Raw genomic sequence first — 17,076 nt, 5'->3', positions numbered from 1 at the left:
TGAGATGCGGTCTGAACTGAGCGAACGAAAGTTTTTTGACGAGATGAGCATGAGCGAGCATGACGACATCCTCAGCGACGCCGAGCGCGAGGCCTTAGCTGCGGTGAGCGCGCCCGATGAGCCGGCACCTTTGGTGTTGGTGGTCGATGACAATGCGCTCAATCGTGAGGCGCTGTCCGTTTACCTGCGCAGCCGCGGCATCGATACCTGCATGGCAGACGGCGCGGCTCAGGCGCTCGCTCAGCTTGCCGCGCATCCACGCATCGGGCTGATGGTCACCGACCTGCGCATGGCGCCGGAAGACGGCCTGGCGCTGATCCGGCACGTGCGCGTGTCGCAACGGGCAGAGCTGCCGATCATCGTGGTGTCGGGGGATACCGATGTGCAGGAAGCGGTCGAGGCCATGCACCTCGGGGTGCTGGATGTGCTGCTCAAACCGGTGGATCTGGGGCGGTTGCTGGAGCTGGTGAGCACAGAGTTGAAGCTGGAGGTAGGGGGGCGGGGCTAGGGGTGTTGCTGGTCATTTTCGAGGGGGTGATTGGGACTGCTTTGCAGTCCATCGCGGCTAAAGCCGCTCCTACAGACCACTGTAGGAGCGGCTTTAGCCGCGATCGGCCGCATAGCGGCCCTGACAGCTAGCTCAACTCAGCGCCCGTGCCGCGCCTTGAACTCGCGCCGGCGCCGGTGCAGAACCGGCTCGGTGTAGCCATTGGGCTGTTTGGCGCCTTCGATGACCAACTCCACCGCCGCCTGGAAGGCGATGTTGTCGTCGAAGTTCGGCGCCAGCGGACGGTACAGCGCGTCACCGGCGTTCTGCCGGTCGACCACCGCGGCCATGCGCTTGAGGCTTTCCAGCACCTGATCTTGACTGACCACGCCATGGCGCAGCCAGTTGGCCAGCAACTGGCTGGAAATGCGCAGGGTGGCGCGGTCTTCCATGAGGCCGACGTCATTGATGTCCGGTACCTTCGAGCAGCCCACGCCCTGGTCGATCCAGCGCACTACGTAACCGAGGATGCCCTGGGCGTTGTTGTCCAGTTCGTTGCGGATTTCCTCGGCCGACCAATTCGTATCAGCGGCCAGCGGAATGCTCAGGATGTCGTCGACCGATGCCGGGGTGCGCTGGGCCAGTTCGGCCTGCCGCGCCTGCACGTCGACCTTGTGGTAGTGCAGCGCGTGCAACGTAGCGGCGGTCGGCGAGGGTACCCAGGCGGTATTGGCGCCGGCCAGCGGGTGGGCGATCTTCTGTTCCAGCATCGCCGCCATCAGATCAGGCATGGCCCACATGCCCTTGCCGATCTGCGCGCGGCCTTGCAGGCCGGTGGCAAGACCCACGTCGACGTTGTTGTCTTCGTAGGCGGCAATCCATTTCTGATTCTTCATGGCGCCCTTGCGCACCACCGCGCCGGCTTCCATGGAGGTGTGGATTTCATCACCGGTGCGGTCGAGGAAGCCGGTGTTGATGAACACCACACGCTCGGCCGCCTCCTTGATGCAGGCCTTGAGGTTGACCGTGGTGCGGCGTTCCTCGTCCATGATGCCGACCTTCAGGGTGTTGGCCGGCAGGCCCAGCAGTTGCTCGACGCGGGCGAACAGTTCGGCGGCGAAGGCCACTTCTTCCGGGCCGTGCATCTTCGGTTTGACGATGTACACACTGCCGCTGCGGGTGTTCTTGCGCTGAGTATTGCCGTTGAGGTTGTGCACCGCGGCCAGCACGGTGAACAGCGCATCCTGAATGCCTTCGGGAATCTCTTCGCCCTGGGCGTCGAGAATCGCCGGGTTGGTCATCAGGTGGCCGACGTTGCGCACGAACAGCAGCGAACGGCCGTGCAGGGTCACGCTGCCGCCGTTGGGTGCGGTGTACTCGCGGTCGGGGTTCATGGTGCGGGTGAAGGTCTTGCCGCCCTTGCTGATGCTTTCCGCCAGGTCGCCCTTCATCAGGCCCAGCCAGTTGCGGTAGACCAGCACCTTGTCGTCGGCATCGACGGCGGCGACCGAGTCTTCGCAGTCCATGATGGTGGTCAGCGCCGACTCCATGAGGATGTCTTTGACGCCTGCGGCATCGGTGCTGCCGACCGGAGTGCTGGCGTCGATCTGGATTTCGAAGTGCAGGCCGTTGTGCTTGAGCAGCAGCGCGGTGGGCGCGGCGCCGTCGCCGTGCAGGCCGATCAGTTGCGCAGCGTCACGCAGGCCGCTGTGGCTGCCGCCCTTGAGTGCGACCACCAGCTTGCCGGCCTCCACCCGGTAGGCCACGGCATCGGCATGGGAGCCAGTGCTCAGCGGCGCCGCCTGGTCGAGGAAAGCGCGGGCGAAGGCGATGACCTTGTCACCGCGGACCTTGTTGTAACCCTGGCCTTTCTCCGCGCCGCCGTCCTCGCTGATGGCGTCGGTGCCATACAGCGCGTCGTACAGCGAGCCCCAGCGGGCGTTGGCAGCGTTCAAGGCGAAGCGCGCATTCATCACCGGCACCACCAGTTGCGGGCCGGCCATGTGGGCGATTTCTTCGTCGACGTTTTGCGTGCTGGCCTGGAAATCGTCTGCTTGTGGCAGCAGGTAGCCGATGTCCTGGAGGAAAGCTTTGTAGGCGGCGGCGTCGTGCGCCTGGCCTTGGCGCGCCTGATGCCAGGCGTCGATCTGCGCTTGCAGTGCGTCGCGTTTGGCGAGCAGTGCTTTGTTCTTTGGAGCGAGGTCGTTGATGATCTTCTCGGCACCGTCCCAGAACTGCGCGGCGACCATGCCAGTCCCTGTAATGGCCTCGTCATTGACGAAGTCATACAGGACTTTGGCGACCTGAAGGCCACCGACTCGAACGTGTTCAGTCATTGCTTGCCTCACTCTGCTCAGCTGTTTCGCTCATCGTAAAAAGCCTGTAACGCACATTCCGCACGCCTCCCGGACATGCCCTGAGAGCGGCGGGAAACGGCAGTGAAATGTGCCATAGGGCGGCGTACAGGCGCCTCGGCAGACAACCGGAGGACATCTTGTAGTCCGGTTCGGCGAATACTACATGAAGCCGTTCGCCAGTGAACATCAGACTAAAAGCGTCGCTCGACGACCCTTTGGTCGTACCAGGTCACGCTGGGAAGGAGCATGTTCGCAAAAATCGTGTGGATTGTTCCAGATAAATCTCTAAACAGTACACGATCATTGTCGTGGACTTCTCTGCGGCAGGATGCCGCGTATTGCCTATACTCGAAGTCCGCCTGACTGCCATGAGGAGCGTGACGTGGAGCATCTGGTCATCACTGTCATCGCCGCCGACCAGGCGGGCCTGGTCGAACGCGTCGCGCACTGCATCAGTGAGCATCAGGGCAACTGGCTGGAAAGTCGCCTATCGCGCATGGCCGGGCAATTCGCTGGCATCGTCAACGTGGCAGTGCCCAGCGCCGAATGGGACGGCCTGCTGACCTCGCTGCGAGCGCTGTCCAGCCGGGGCATTCGCGTACAGATCGCCGAAAGGGGCGGCGAGCCGAGCGACCTGCGTCAGACGGTGAGGATGGAACTGGTGGGTAACGACCGCCCAGGGATCGTTCGTGACATCAGCCGGGTGCTAGCGCAACTGGCAGTGAACGTGGAACGGCTCAGTACCCAGGTACAGCCCGCGCCCATGAGCAACGAGCCGCTGTTTCACGCCGAAGCGGTGCTGGCGCTGCCGGCTGAATTGTCGCTCGAGCGTTTGCAACAGCGCCTGGAAGGCCTGGCCGATGAGCTGATGGTGGAACTGAGCGTTCGCGCCGAGGGCTAAAGTGGTTTTCCACAGCGGTTGTGCACAGGCGAAGTTATGCAGAATGTCCGGGGACTGCCTTGTGGATAAGCTGGGGGGATAGCGCTGTAGGCCTTGTATCCCTTGGCCTGTAGCGGTTTGGTTAGAAAATGTACAGACCCCCGGCGCTTGTGCACAAACGGCGGGGATGGCGCTGTGGATAAGCTCTGGAGACATCGCTGCAGGCCATGCGCCGTAAGGCCTGCAGAGGTTCGGTCATAAAATGATCAGCGTTTGCGCAGAATCAGCCAGGTATCGATGCTGTAGACCAGCAACGCAGCCCAGATGAACATGAACGCCACCAGGCTACTGGGCGACAGGTGTTCATCGAACAGCCAGACCGCCTGGGCCAGCACCAGCGTCGGTGCCAGGTACTGGAGAAAACCCAGCGTGGTGTAGGGCAAATGCCGTGCAGCGGCGTTGAAACACAGTAGCGGCACCAGCGTCACCGGGCCTGCCGCCATCAACCAAAGCGCCTCGCTGCTCAGGTAGAAGCCCGGTTGCGCGCTGCCCATGCCGGGGTGCAGCAGTAGCCAGCCCAACGCCAGCGGCAGCAGCATCCAGGTTTCCACCACCAGGCCGGGCAAGGCGGCCACCGGAGCCTTCTTGCGGATCAGGCCGTAGAAGCCGAAGGTCAACGCCAGGGCCAGCGACACCCAGGGCAGGCTGCCGACCTGCCACACCTGTTGCGCCACACCGACGCAGGCCAGGCCTACCGCCAGCCATTGCAGGCGGCGCAGGCGTTCATTGAGCAACAGCATGCCCAGCAGCACGTTGACCAGCGGGTTGATGTAGTAGCCAAGGCTGGCTTCGAGCATGCGCCCGCTGTTCACCGCCCACACATACACCAGCCAGTTCAGCGCGATGAGACTGCCGCTCAGGGCCAATACCGCCAGGCGTTGCGGGTTCTGGCGCAGCTCGCGCCACCAGCCGGGGTGCTTCCACACCAGCAGCATCAGGCCACCGAACAGCGCCGACCAGAGCACCCGATGCAGGATGATCTCCAGCGCCGGCACGCTTTGGATGGCCTTGAAGTAGAGCGGGAACAAGCCCCAGATGACGTAGGCCGACAGGCCCAGCAGATACCCGCGTCGCGGGTTGGCGGCGTGCATGGATGGTCCTTGCTGTGTGAGGGTGAAGCGGCGGGTAGTGTAGACAACCCGCCCGGCAGATTCAGAACAATTTCAGCGGCGCTTCATCCAGCGCGGCGCACTGTTCACGCAGGGCGAGAATCTGATCGCCCCAGTAACGCGGCTGGCCGAACCAGGGGAAGCTGCGCGGGAACGCCGGGTCATCCCAGCGCCGCGCCAGCCAGGCGCTGTAGTGCAACTGACGCAGCGCGCGCAACGGCTCGATCAAGGCCAGTTGGCGCGGGTCGAAATCGTGGAATTCGTTGTAGCCATCGATCAGTTCGGCCAGTTGCCCGAGGCGTTCCTCGCGGTTGCCGGCCAGCATCATCCACAGGTCCTGAACCGCCGGGCCCATGCGGCAGTCGTCGAGGTCGACGATGTGGTAGGTGTCGTCGCGGTGCATGAGGTTGCCAGGATGGCAGTCGCCATGCAGGCGGATCACCGCGTGCGGGGTAGCGGCGTAGATGCGCTCGACCCGCTCGATGACGTCCCGGGCCACCGATTCGAAGGCCGGTAGCAGTTCCTTGGGCACGTAGTTGCCGTCGAGCAAGGTGCGCAGCGAAGCGTGACCGAAGGCCGACACGGTGAGTGTCTCGCGGTGCTCGAAGGGGCGCGTGGCGCCCACAGCGTGCAGGCGCCCGAGCAACTGGCCGAGGCGGTAGAGCTGATCGAGGTTGCCCGGCTCCGGCGCATGGCCGCCGCGGCGCGGGAACAGCGTGAAGCGAAAGCCCTGGTGGCTGAACAGGCTGCGTTGATCGAACTCCAGCGGCGCCACCACCGGCACTTCGCACTCGGCCAGTTCGGCGCTGAAACGGTGTTCTTCGAGAATCGCCGCGTCGCTCCAGCGATCGGGCCGGTAGAACTTGGCGATCAGCGGCTGCTCGCCTTCGATGCCCACCTGGTACACCCGGTTTTCGTAGCTGTTGAGCGCCAGCACCCGGGCGTCGCTGAGCAGGCCAAGGCTCTCTACCGCGTCCAAGACCAGATCAGGGGTGAGGGTATCGAATGGATGGGACATGGGCGCTCCGCAAGGCCTGGACAGTCGCCCATGGTAGCGCAACCCTTATAGCGGCGTGCCAATCAGCACATAAGAGGGATGGAACAGCGCTTCGATGTCGCTGCCAGGGCCAATGCCATGGCGCTGCAGCCAGGCGCTGTCGGCGATGGCGCACAGGCTCTGGCCGTTGCCCAGGTGCAGACGTACTTCACTTTGCCCGTCATCCCCGGCCAGGCATTCGCTGACCTGCGCCTGCAGGCAGTTGTCGTCGGGGTCGAGCGCCTCGTCGCCCAGCGACAGCCGCACCCAGCCTGCCTTGAGCAAGGCGACCACGGTATTGCCCAGGGCCAGGTCGAGGCGTTCGGTGCTATCGGGGGTTATCAGCGCGGTGATCTGCGCGCCACCGGCCAGGGTCAGGCCGATGCGGTCGTGGCGGCCTTCGCGCTGCAGCAGGCTGACTGTGCCGGACAGTTGATTGCGCGCGCTGGTGCGCAGCATCAGGCGCCCGAGCAGGTCGAGGTCGCTGGCCTGTTCGGCTTGCAGCACCTGGGCTTGCAGCGCTTGCAGGCGCAGGTACAGATCGAGGACTCGGCGGCCCTCGCTCGACAGTTTTGCGCCGCCGCCGCCGCGGCCACCGGTGCTGCGCTCGACCAGCGGGCTGGTGGCCAGGTTGTTGAGTTCGTCGATGGCGTCCCAGGCGGCCTTGTAGCTGATACCGGCAGCTTTTGCCGCCTGGGTGATCGAGCCTTGCTCGGCGACATGCTGGAGCAGGGCGATACGCTGCGGGCGGCGGGCGATGTGCTGGGTGAGCAGGGTAGGCAAGGGCATGGGGGGAGAGGCGGTTCCAGGCGGGATGAGTGAACGAGCGACTGCTGCGACGTTGCCTGCGCACCCCGGTGCAAGTCAAGCGTGTGCAGGCATTGGCGTGCGCGCCAGGCAATAGATGTCGACCCGCTGCGCCCCGGCGCGGCGCAGCAGTGCCGCCAGAGCCTGGGCCGTGCTGCCGGTGGTCAGCACGTCATCGATGATCGCGACGTGGCGACCGGCCGGCTTGGCCGCCGCCGTCAGGCCAAAGGCATCGCGCAGGTTACGCCGCCGCGCGCGGGCGCCGATGGTTTGCTGCGCCGGCGTGTCGCGGCAGCGTGTCAGCCAGTGCTCGCTGCAGGGCACCTGGATTTCGCTCGACAGCCAACGGGCGAGCATCGCCGCCTGATTGAAGCCGCGCATGCGCAGGCGTCGTTTGGCCAATGGTACTGGCAACAGCAACTGCGGACGTGGCAAGCCTACTTCGAAGCGGTGGCGCAGGTTCTGGCTGAGCAGCAGCGCCAGCAGGCGCCCTAGCGGCCACTGGCGGTGGTGCTTGAAGCGGCTGATGACGCTATCGACCGGGAAAGCGTAGTGCCATGGCACGACCACCGTGGTAAAGGCTGGCGCTCGGCGTCGGCAGTCCGCGCAAATCATGTCAGAAGCGGGCATGGGCAGGGCGCAGCGCTGGCAGGCGTCGATCAGCCAGGGCAGCTCGTTCTCGCAAGGATGGCAGAGCGGGTAGGTCTGCTCGGCAAGCTCACTGCACAGCAAACAGATTTGATCGCTATTTAACCAATTGTTGACCAGTGCTTTTAACGCAAGTTGACAGTTCATGGGCCTTCCGTGAGTATGCGGGCTATCCGTGAGGCGCTGGCGGGGACTTCCTGTCGCGGCGCAGCAACAGCCTAAACAAGGAAACGCCGATGAGCGCGAGCACAACTGCAACAACACGTCACGACTGGTCCCTGGCTGAGGTCAAGGCCCTGTTCCAACAACCGTTCAACGACCTGTTGTTCCAGGCGCAGACCGTCCACCGTGCGCATTTCGACCCCAACCAGGTGCAGGTTTCGACCTTGCTGTCGATCAAGACCGGGGCCTGCCCGGAAGACTGCAAGTACTGCCCGCAGTCCGGCCACTACAACACCGGCCTGGAAAAACAGAAGCTGATGGAAGTGCAGAAAGTGCTGGAAGAAGCCGCACGGGCCAAGGCCATCGGCTCGACCCGCTTCTGCATGGGCGCGGCCTGGAAGCATCCGTCGGCCAAGGACATGCCTTACGTGCTGGAGATGGTCAAAGGAGTCAAGGCCATGGGTCTGGAGACCTGCATGACCCTTGGCAAGCTCGACCAGGAGCAGACCAGCGCCCTGGCCCAGGCCGGCCTGGACTACTACAACCACAACCTCGACACCTCGCCGGAGTTCTACGGCAGCATCATCACCACCCGCACCTACAGCGAGCGCTTGCAGACCCTGGCCTACGTGCGCGATGCCGGCATGAAGATCTGCTCGGGCGGCATCCTCGGCATGGGCGAATCGCTCGACGACCGCGCCGGCCTGCTGATCCAGCTGGCCAACCTGCCAGAGCACCCCGAGTCGGTGCCGATCAACATGCTGGTCAAGGTCGAAGGCACGCCGCTGGCCAATGAAGACGACGTCGACCCGTTCGATTTCATCCGCATGCTGGCCGTGGCGCGGCTGTTGATGCCCAAGTCCCATGTACGCCTGTCGGCAGGCCGCGAAGCGATGAACGAACAGATGCAGGCACTGGCATTCATGGCTGGGGCCAACTCGATCTTCTACGGCGAAAAACTGCTGACCACCGGCAACCCGCAGGCCGACAAGGACATGCAGCTGTTCGCCCGCCTCGGCATCAAGCCCGAAGCGCGTGAAGAACACGCCGACGAGGTTCACCAGGCGGCCATCGAGCAAGCCCTGGTCGAGCAGCGCAGCAGCGAACTGTTCTACGACGCAGCGTCGGCCTGACGTGGCGTTCGATCTCACGGCGCGCCTGGCTCAGCGGCGCGCCGCTGACCTGTATCGCCAGCGCCCCCTGTTGCAAAGCCCGCAAGGCCCGCAGGTGGTGGTCGACGGCCAGCCGCTGCTGGCCTTCTGCAACAACGACTACCTGGGCCTGGCCAACCACCCCGAGGTGATCGCCGCCTGGCGCGCCGGCGCCGAGCGCTGGGGCGTGGGTGGTGGGGCTTCACACCTGGTCATCGGCCACAGCACCCCGCACCATGAACTGGAAGAAGCCCTCGCCGAGCTGACCGGGCGGCCGCGTGCGTTGCTGTTCTCAACCGGCTACATGGCCAATCTCGGCGTCATCACGGCGCTGGTCGGCCAGGGCGATTCGGTGTTGCAGGATCGCCTCAATCACGCCTCGCTGCTCGATGGCGGTCTGCTCAGTGGCGCGCGCTTCAGCCGCTACCTGCACAACGATGTGCAGAGCCTGGCCAGCCGTTTGGACAAGGCCGTCGGCGACTGCCTGGTGGTCACCGACGGGGTGTTCAGCATGGACGGCGACATGGCCGACCTGCCGACACTGGCCGCAGTGGCCAAGGCCCGCGGCGCCTGGCTGATGGTCGACGACGCCCATGGCCTGGGCACCCTCGGCGCCCAGGGCGGCGGGGTGGTCGAGCATTTCGGCCTGGGTGTGGATCAAGTACCGGTGCTGATCGGCACCCTGGGCAAAGCCTGTGGCACCGCCGGGGCATTCGTGGCCGGCAGTGACGAGCTGATCGAGGCGCTGGTGCAGTTCGCTCGGCCCTACATCTACACCACCAGCCAACCGCCGGCACTGGCCTGCGCCACGCTTAAAAGTCTTGAGCTGCTGCGCCGGGAAAGCTGGCGCCGTGAACACCTTGATGGGTTGATCGCACAGTTTCGCCGCGGCGCGGCAGACATTGGCCTGCAACTGATGGACAGCAGCACGCCGATCCAGCCGATCGTCATCGGTGACAGCGCGCGGGCCATCGAGCTGTCGCGGCAGCTGCGCGCGCGCGGGCTGTTGGTCACCGCGATCCGCCCGCCCACGGTGCCGGCGGGCAGCGCGCGGCTACGGGTAACCCTCAGCGCGGCGCACAGTGAGGCGCAGGTGCAGCTATTGTTAGACGCATTGGCTGACTGTTATCCACAGCGGGAGCCTGGTGATGCGTGACCGACTGATTCTTCTTCCGGGCTGGGGGCTGGGCACCGCGTCCCTCGTACCCCTGGCCGCCAGCCTGCGGGCCCAGGACCCACGCCTGCACGTCGAACTGAGGCCCTTGCCAGAGCTGGCCGACAGCGCGCTGGAGGTGTGGCTGGACCACCTCGACCGGAGCCTGCCCAAGGATGTCTGGCTCGGCGGCTGGTCGCTGGGCGGCATGCTTGCCAGTGCGCTGGCCGAGCGCCGTGGCGATCACTGCTGCGGGTTGCTGACCCTGGGTAGCAACCCCAGCTTCGTCGCCCGCACGGACTGGCCCCATGGCATGGCCGCAGACACCTTCGGCACCTTCCTCGATGGCTGCCAGAACCACACGCAAGTGACCCTCAAGCGGTTCCGCAGCCTGTGCAGCGACGGCGCCCAACAGCCGCGCACCTTGCTTCGGCAATTGGGCATCGGCGTGCCCGACACCGACCCGCTGTACCTGGCCAATGGCCTCAAGGTGCTGGCCCAGCTCGACACCCGCCAAGCCTTGCAGCGTTACAACGGTCCGCAACTGCACCTGTTCGCCGGCAGCGACGCGCTGGTGCCGGCTGAAGCGGCGCAGGCCCTGAGCGACCTGCTGCCTGACGTCGAGGTCGGCCTGGTCGAAGAGAGTTCCCATGCCTTCCTGCTGGAGTACCCGCAGGATCTGGCTGAAGGCATCAAGAGTTTCCTGCATGAGAGTGGTGATGACTGATCTATCCCAGCCCAACCTGCCCGGCGCATTGCCGGACAAACGTCAGGTGGCGGCGTCGTTTTCCCGCGCGGCTGCCAGCTATGACAGCGTTGCCGCGTTGCAGCGTGCGGTGGGGCGCAACGTGCTCGAACGCCTGCCGCAGCCCCTGACGGCGCCGCGCTGGCTCGACCTGGGCAGCGGCACCGGATTTTTCAGTCGCATCCTCGCCGAGCGCTACGGCGATGGTGGCGTGGCCGTGGATCTGGCGGAAGGCATGCTCGACCACGCCCGGCAGCAGGGTGGCGCACGTCACCATGTGGCCGGTGATGCCGAACGTCTGCCGTTGCAGGACGGCTGTTTCGATCTGATCTTCAGCAGCCTGGCCCTGCAATGGTGCGGGCAGTTCTCGGCGGTGCTCGACGAGGCGGCGCGGGTGCTGCGTCCAGGCGGGTTGTTCGCGTTCAGCAGCCTGTGCGTCGGCACCCTGGATGAGCTGCGCACCAGCTGGCAGGCGGTCGACGGGCAGGTGCACGTCAATCGCTTCCGCCATTTCGACGACTACCTGCGCCTGACCGGCGACAGTTCTTTGCAGGTGCTCGACCTACAGCGTCAGGCCCATGTGCTGCATTACCCCGACGTGCGCAGCCTGACCCACGAACTCAAGGCGCTGGGTGCCCACAATCTCAACCCCGGCCGACCCACCGGGCTCACGGGCCGGGCGCGGATCGACGGGCTGCTGCGCGCCTATGAACGTTTCCGTGACCCGCAAGGGCTGCCAGCGACCTACCAGGTGGTGTACGGCGTGCTGCGTAAACCGCTGATGGGCGAGGATTGACATGAACCAGGCGTATTTCATTGCCGGCACCGACACCGACGTCGGCAAGACCACGGTTGCCGCAGGGCTTTTGCATGCAGCGCGGGAGCAGGGGCTGAGTACCCTCGGCGCCAAACCGGTGGCCTCGGGGTGCCGGATCACCGCCGAGGGGCTGCGCAACAGCGATGCCGAAGCGTTGATCGCACAAAGCTCCCTGCGTTTGCCCTACGAGCAGGTCAACCCTTTCGCCTTCGAGCCGGCCATCGCGCCGCATGTGGCGGCGCAAGAGGCGGGGGTGGTATTGAGTGTCGAGGGGCTGCAGGCCGCGATGCAGCGGGTGCTGGCCCTGCAGGCCGATTTCACCCTGATCGAAGGTGCCGGGGGCTGGCGTGTGCCGCTTTGCGGCAAGGCGAATTTGTCTGACCTGGCGGTGGCACTGGGCTTGCCGGTGATTCTGGTGGTGGGGGTGCGCCTGGGCTGCCTCAATCACGCCGTGCTCAGCGCCGAAGCCATCGCTGCCGATGGCCTGCAATTGGCCGGCTGGGTGGCCAACATCATCGAGCCGCAGACCTCGCGCCTGGAAGAGAACCTGGCGAGCTTGAGCGAGCGCTTGTCGGCACCGTGCCTGGGCCGCGTGCCCAAGCTTGAACAGGCGACTGCGCAGCAAGTTGCGCACTACCTGCATCTGCAGCGGTTGCGCTGACCTTGCAGCAGGTTGCGTCTGTCGGATGGCACTAGGCTATTAGTGGTTTGCAGGCGTATGGTTTGCGCAGTGCTGCTTCAATGAATGTTGTGCGTTCTTGCCGATGAATCCGAGCCCTTGGAGGCCTGACATGGAAATCACTGGAAATTCCGCGTTCTACGCCGGCCTTGGCGCCATTCAGAACGGCCAGAACCGCTTCGATCAGGCCGCCAGCCAGGTCGCCAACCTCAGCGCCGAGCGCGCCGCCACCAGCCAGTCCAGCGACTTCCAGGCCGAGCGCCTGCGCAGTGTCGATCGCAGCCAGCAGTTGGATCTGGCCACTGCTTCTGTCGAACAGGCGCTGGCAGCGCATCAGGTCGAACTGGGCGCCAAAGTGGCCAAAGCTTCCGACGAAATGCTTGGGCGGATCATCGATACCTGGGCCTGAATCGGCAGCTTTTTCTGCAAGAATTCTTATTGCCTCTCGATTTTCGCGGCTAAAGCCGCTCCTACAGCTATGTACGGCTCTGTGGGAGCGGACGGTCCGCCGCCCCGCCTAACCCCACGACCAAACCACCCTGCCTCACGGCAGAAATGGCACCATCGTCCCTCCTTGACAACACTTCCCTCTAAACGTAAGTTTCAAACACTTGTTTGACCGAAAGCCATTCGCCGCATTTCGGTGCCAGCGGGCTTCCCGCCAGACTCATAACTAGAGGTTTATCGCCATGCCTGACTACAAAGCCCCCTTGCGTGATATCCGCTTCGTCCGTGACGAATTGCTGGGTTATGAGGCGCACTACCAAAGCCTGCCAGGCTGCCAGGACGCCACCCCTGACATGGTCGACGCGATCCTCGAAGAGGGCGCCAAGTTCTGCGAGCAGGTGCTGGCGCCGCTGAACCGCGTGGGCGATCAGGAAGGCTGCACCTGGAGCGAAACCGGGGTGAAGACCCCCACCGGTTTCAAGCAGGCGTACCAGCAGTTCGTCGAAGGCGGCTGGCCGAGCCTGGCCCATGACGTCGAGCACGGCGGCCAGGGCCTGCCGGAATCGCTGGGTCTTGCGGTCAGCGAAATGGTCGGCGAGGCCAACTGGTCGTGGGGCATGTACCCCGGTCTGTCCCACGGCGCGATGAACACCCTGTCTGCCCACGGCACCCCCGAGCAGCAGCACACCTACCTGAGCAAACTGGTCACCGGCGAATGGACCGGCACCATGTGCCTCACCGAATCCCACTGCGGCACCGACCTGGGCATGCTGCGCACCCGCGCCGAGCCGCAGGCCGATGGCAGCTACAAAGTCACCGGCACCAAGATTTTCATTTCTGCCGGTGAACACGACATGGCCGAGAACATCGTGCACATCGTGTTGGCGCGCCTGCCCGACGCCCCGGCCGGCACCAAAGGCATTTCCCTGTTCATCGTGCCCAAGTTCCTGCCCAACGCCGAAGGCGGCGTCGGTGAGCGCAACGCCGTGCAGTGCGGCTCGCTGGAGCACAAGATGGGCATCCACGGTAACGCCACCTGCGTGATGAACTTCGACGGCGCCACGGGTTATCTGATCGGCCCAGCCAACAAGGGCCTGAACTGCATGTTCACTTTCATGAACACCGCGCGTCTGGGCACTGCCTTGCAGGGCCTGGCCCACGCTGAAGTGGCCTTCCAGGGCGGCCTGAAGTACGCCCGTGATCGTCTGCAGATGCGTTCGCTGACCGGCCCGAAGGCCCCTGAGAAGGGCGCCGACCCGATCATCGTTCACCCTGATGTGCGACGCATGCTGCTGACCATGAAGGCCTTCGCCGAAGGCAACCGTGCCATGGTGTATTTCACCGCTCAGCAGGTCGACATCCTCAAGTACAGCCAGGATGAAGAGGCGCGCAAGAAAGCCGACGCCTTGCTCGCCTTCATGACCCCGATCGCCAAGGCCTTCATGACCGAAGTCGGCTTCGAATCGGCCAACCATGGCGTGCAGATCTACGGCGGTCACGGCTTCATCGCTGAGTGGGGCATGGAGCAGAACGTGCGCGACAGCCGTATCTCGATGCTCTACGAGGGCACCACCGGCATCCAGGCCCTCGACCTGCTCGGGCGCAAGGTGCTGATGACCCAGGGCGAGGCGCTCAAGGGCTTCACCAAGATCGTGCACAAGTTCTGCCAGGCCCAGGAAGGCAACGAAGCGGTGCAAGAATTCGTCACGCCGCTGGCAGCGCTGAACAAGGAGTGGGGCGAGCTGACCATGAAGATCGGCATGGCGGCGATGGAAAACCGCGAAGAGGTTGGCGCCGCGTCGGTGGACTACGTGATGTACTCTGGCTATGCGTGCCTGGCCTACTTCTGGGCCGATATCGCCCGTCTGGCAGCGGAAAAGCTCGCCGCCGGTACCAGCGAAGAGGCGTTCTACACTGCCAAACTGCAAACCGCGCGCTTCTACTTCCAGCGCATCCTGCCGCGCACCCGTACCCATGTGGCAGCGATCCTGTCCGGCGCCGACAACCTGATGGCAATGGACGAGCAAGCGTTCGGCCTGTCGATCTGACCGACCCGCGCCCGTCACCGCGCCTGCCCTTGTGGCGGGCGTTTTTTTGCCTGCGAAATGAATGAATACCGGTGACCGAAACTGACTCGTCAGTCTCTCGGCGACCGCATGTACCCTAGATGTTGTTACGTTACACTCCGAACAATCCTGTGCTGCGGCCCTTGAGGCCGCGCTCGACCCCTACCGCGTGAGGTTGTCATGGCTGAGTACAAAGCGCCCCTGCGTGATATGCAGTTTCTTCTCAACGATGTGTTCGGCGTGGCGCAACGCTGGGCCGAGCTGCCAGCACTGGCCGAACTGGTCGATATCGAAACCGCGCTGGCGGTGCTGGAAGAAGCCGGCAAGGTCGCCGGGCGCAGCATTGCCCCGCTCAGCCGCGCGGCCGACGAAGAAGGCTGCCACTGGCAGGACGGTGCGGTGCGTACACCGGCAGGCTTCATCGACGCTTACCGCACCTATGCCGAAGGCGGCTGGGTCGGGGTCGGCGGTGATCCGGCGTTCGCCGGCATGGGCATGCCCAAAGTGGTCTCGGCCCAGGTCGAGGAAATGGTCAATGCCGCCAGCCTGTCGTTCGGCCTGTACCCGATGCTCACCGCAGGCGCCTGCCTGGCGATCCATGCCCATGCCAGCGAAGCGCTCAAGCAGGCGTATCTGCCGAACATGTACGCAGGCGTCTGGGCCGGCTCCATGTGCCTGACCGAATCCCACGCCGGCACCGACCTGGGGCTGATCCGCACCCGCGCCGAACCCCAGGCCGATGGCAGCTTCAAGGTCAGCGGCACGAAGATCTTCATCACCGGCGGCGAGCATGATCTGACGGAAAACATCATCCACCTGGTGCTGGCGAAACTGCCCGACGCCCCCGCCGGCCCAAAAGGCATTTCCCTGTTGCTGGTGCCCAAATTCCTGGTCAATGCCGATGGCAGCCTGGGTGCGCGCAACGCGGTCAGTTGCGGCTCCATCGAGCACAAGATGGGCATCCAGGCCTCGGCCACCTGCGTGATGAACTTCGACGGCGCCACCGGTTATCTGGTCGGCGAGGCCAACAAGGGCTTGGCTGCGATGTTCACCATGATGAACTACGAGCGTCTCGGCGTTGGCATCCAAGGCCTGGCCTCGGCGGAACGCTCTTACCAGAACGCTGTGGAATACGCCCGTGAGCGCCTGCAAAGTCGCTCGCCGAGCGGTGCCCAGGCCAAGGACAAACTCGCCGATCCGATCATCGTCCATCCCGATGTGCGGCGCATGCTGCTGACCATGAAGGCGCTGATCGAGGGTGGTCGGGCGTTTTCGACCTACGTGGCGCTGCAACTGGACAACGCCAAGTACAGCCAGGACCCGGCCGTGGTGCAGCGCAGTGAGGCACTGGTCGCGCTGCTGACTCCGGTGGCCAAGGCCTTCCTCACCGACCTGGGCCTGGAGTGCACGGTGCATGGCCAGCAGGTGTTCGGCGGTCATGGTTACATTCGTGAATGGGGCCAGGAGCAATTGGTGCGTGACGTGCGCATCACGCAGATCTACGAAGGCACCAACGGTATTCAGGCGCTCGACCTGATGGGCCGCAAAGTGGTCGGCAGCGGTGGCGCGTTCTACCGGGTGTTCTCGGATGAAGTGCAGGCTTTCATCGGTGGCGCTGGTCATGAGCTGGACGAATTCACCCGGCCTCTGGCCGACGCCCTGCAGCGTCTTGACCAGTTGACCGATTGGGTACTGGCGCAGGCCAAGGCCGATCCCGCGCAAATCGGCGCGGCATCCGTGGAGTACCTGCACGCATTTGGTTACGTGGCCTACGCCTACCTGTGGGCGCGCATGGCCGGTGCTGCCCAGGCTGGCAGTGGCGATGCAGCGTTCGATTCGGCAAAACTGGGCACCGCACGCTTCTATTTCGCCCGTCTCCTGCCGCGCTTAGATTCATTGATCGCGTCGGTCAAGGCCGGCAGTGAGTCGCTGTATTTGCTGAGTGCCGAGCAGTTCTGATGCCGCCTGGAGACGGATAGGAATGGGAATTCACCTCGCTTGTAAGTTATTTCCTACATGGCGTGGTGACTTTTCGCCACTTCTCTCAGATTTGTTACCGGCGTAATCTTTGTTTCAAGGACGTAGCGCAGGAAGCGCAAAGGACAGAACAGGGACTACGCAGGAGTTCTCACCAGGATGGTGAGCGATATGGATGTCAGGGAAACAGTCTGAAAGCCCCGCTTATGCGGGGTTTTCTCTGTGCGCGCGATTTAACCCGGGCGCCTGCGCCGCTCTGGCGCGTAGCATGTGTTGAACCTACGTTAAGCCGCGCGAGTCTGTGTTGAAACCCCTTCACGGAGAATCACGCATGGACTTCATCCGCATCATCATCGCCATTCTGCTGCCCCCGCTGGGCGTATTTCTGCAAGTCGGTTTCGCCGGTGCGTTCTGGCTGAACATCCTGCTGACCCTGCTCGGCTACATCCCAGGCATCGTCCACGCGGTGTACATCATCGCCAAACGCTGACGCCG

At 64.2% G+C, this 17,076-nt stretch carries 16 protein-coding genes; 11 read left to right on the top strand and 5 right to left on the bottom strand.

Going from position 1 to position 17,076, the window contains the following annotated elements:
* Positions 1-4 precede the first annotated feature (4 nt).
* A complete protein-coding gene (locus LK03_RS03935; RefSeq protein WP_081951547.1) occupies positions 5-508 on the top strand; it encodes a response regulator in 504 nt (167 codons plus the stop codon).
* 137 nt (positions 509-645) lie between these two features.
* On the opposite strand, the gene LK03_RS03930 is transcribed toward LK03_RS03935, so the two are convergent.
* Positions 646-2,823 carry a malate synthase G gene (locus tag LK03_RS03930; protein WP_038411165.1) on the bottom strand — a complete coding sequence of 726 codons (2,178 nt, stop codon included), beginning with the start codon at positions 2,821-2,823 and terminating at the stop codon, positions 646-648.
* A 403-nt stretch (positions 2,824-3,226) separates the two neighbouring features.
* Here LK03_RS03930 and LK03_RS03925 point away from each other — a divergent pair, with 403 nt between their 5' ends.
* The gene (locus tag LK03_RS03925; RefSeq protein ID WP_038411164.1) at positions 3,227-3,745 is read left to right on the top strand and encodes a glycine cleavage system protein R; all 519 of its coding nucleotides are present in this window, start codon (positions 3,227-3,229) and stop codon (positions 3,743-3,745) included.
* Between the two features lie 245 nt (positions 3,746-3,990).
* Here the strand turns inward: LK03_RS03925 and rarD are convergent, their stop codons facing one another.
* The 4 genes from rarD to LK03_RS03905 form a co-directional block, all read right to left on the bottom strand.
* Positions 3,991-4,875, bottom strand: a complete 885-nt coding sequence (gene rarD / locus LK03_RS03920; RefSeq protein WP_038411163.1) for an EamA family transporter RarD — start codon at positions 4,873-4,875, stop codon at positions 3,991-3,993.
* Between the two features lie 61 nt (positions 4,876-4,936).
* A complete protein-coding gene (locus LK03_RS03915; protein WP_038411162.1) occupies positions 4,937-5,911 on the bottom strand; it encodes a serine/threonine protein kinase in 975 nt (324 codons plus the stop codon).
* A 45-nt stretch (positions 5,912-5,956) separates the two neighbouring features.
* Positions 5,957-6,718 carry a TOBE domain-containing protein gene (locus tag LK03_RS03910; RefSeq protein WP_038411161.1) on the bottom strand — a complete coding sequence of 254 codons (762 nt, stop codon included), beginning with the start codon at positions 6,716-6,718 and terminating at the stop codon, positions 5,957-5,959.
* A 75-nt stretch (positions 6,719-6,793) separates the two neighbouring features.
* On the bottom strand, positions 6,794-7,531 hold the full coding sequence (locus LK03_RS03905) for a ComF family protein (RefSeq protein WP_038411160.1): 738 nt from the start codon (positions 7,529-7,531) through the stop codon (positions 6,794-6,796).
* An 89-nt stretch (positions 7,532-7,620) separates the two neighbouring features.
* On the opposite strand from LK03_RS03905, the gene bioB reads away from it, so the two are divergent.
* From bioB to LK03_RS21735, 9 genes are all read left to right on the top strand, one after another.
* Positions 7,621-8,679, top strand: a complete 1,059-nt coding sequence (gene bioB, locus LK03_RS03900; RefSeq protein WP_038411159.1) for a biotin synthase BioB — start codon at positions 7,621-7,623, stop codon at positions 8,677-8,679.
* A 1-nt stretch (position 8,680) separates the two neighbouring features.
* Entirely contained in the window at positions 8,681-9,853 is a 1,173-nt protein-coding gene (bioF, locus tag LK03_RS03895; protein ID WP_038411158.1) for an 8-amino-7-oxononanoate synthase, read from the top strand.
* A complete protein-coding gene (locus tag LK03_RS03890; RefSeq protein ID WP_038411157.1) occupies positions 9,846-10,577 on the top strand; it encodes an alpha/beta fold hydrolase in 732 nt (243 codons plus the stop codon). Before bioF ends, LK03_RS03890 begins: the two co-directional genes overlap by 8 nt.
* The gene (gene bioC, locus LK03_RS03885; protein ID WP_038411156.1) at positions 10,570-11,391 is read left to right on the top strand and encodes a malonyl-ACP O-methyltransferase BioC; all 822 of its coding nucleotides are present in this window, start codon (positions 10,570-10,572) and stop codon (positions 11,389-11,391) included. Before LK03_RS03890 ends, bioC begins: the two co-directional genes overlap by 8 nt.
* 1 nt (position 11,392) lies before the next feature.
* A complete protein-coding gene (bioD, locus tag LK03_RS03880) occupies positions 11,393-12,073 on the top strand; it encodes a dethiobiotin synthase (RefSeq protein ID WP_038411155.1) in 681 nt (226 codons plus the stop codon).
* 130 nt (positions 12,074-12,203) lie between these two features.
* Positions 12,204-12,500 (top strand): hypothetical protein, encoded by a 297-nt coding sequence (locus tag LK03_RS03875; protein WP_028693490.1) that lies wholly within the window; start codon positions 12,204-12,206, stop codon positions 12,498-12,500.
* A 280-nt stretch (positions 12,501-12,780) separates the two neighbouring features.
* Entirely contained in the window at positions 12,781-14,586 is a 1,806-nt protein-coding gene (locus tag LK03_RS03870; protein WP_038411154.1) for a phenylacyl-CoA dehydrogenase, read from the top strand.
* A gap of 198 nt (positions 14,587-14,784) precedes the next feature.
* The gene (locus LK03_RS03865; protein WP_038411153.1) at positions 14,785-16,563 is read left to right on the top strand and encodes an acyl-CoA dehydrogenase C-terminal domain-containing protein; all 1,779 of its coding nucleotides are present in this window, start codon (positions 14,785-14,787) and stop codon (positions 16,561-16,563) included.
* 349 nt (positions 16,564-16,912) lie between these two features.
* On the top strand, positions 16,913-17,071 hold the full coding sequence (locus tag LK03_RS21735; RefSeq protein WP_033727371.1) for a YqaE/Pmp3 family membrane protein: 159 nt from the start codon (positions 16,913-16,915) through the stop codon (positions 17,069-17,071).
* Positions 17,072-17,076: the final 5 nt, after the last annotated feature.

It is taken from the genome of Pseudomonas cremoricolorata, assembly GCF_000759535.1.
In the GTDB taxonomy this organism is placed as follows: Bacteria; Pseudomonadota; Gammaproteobacteria; order Pseudomonadales; family Pseudomonadaceae; genus Aquipseudomonas; species Aquipseudomonas cremoricolorata_A.
This window is presented reverse-complemented; position numbering and strand designations above follow the sequence as displayed.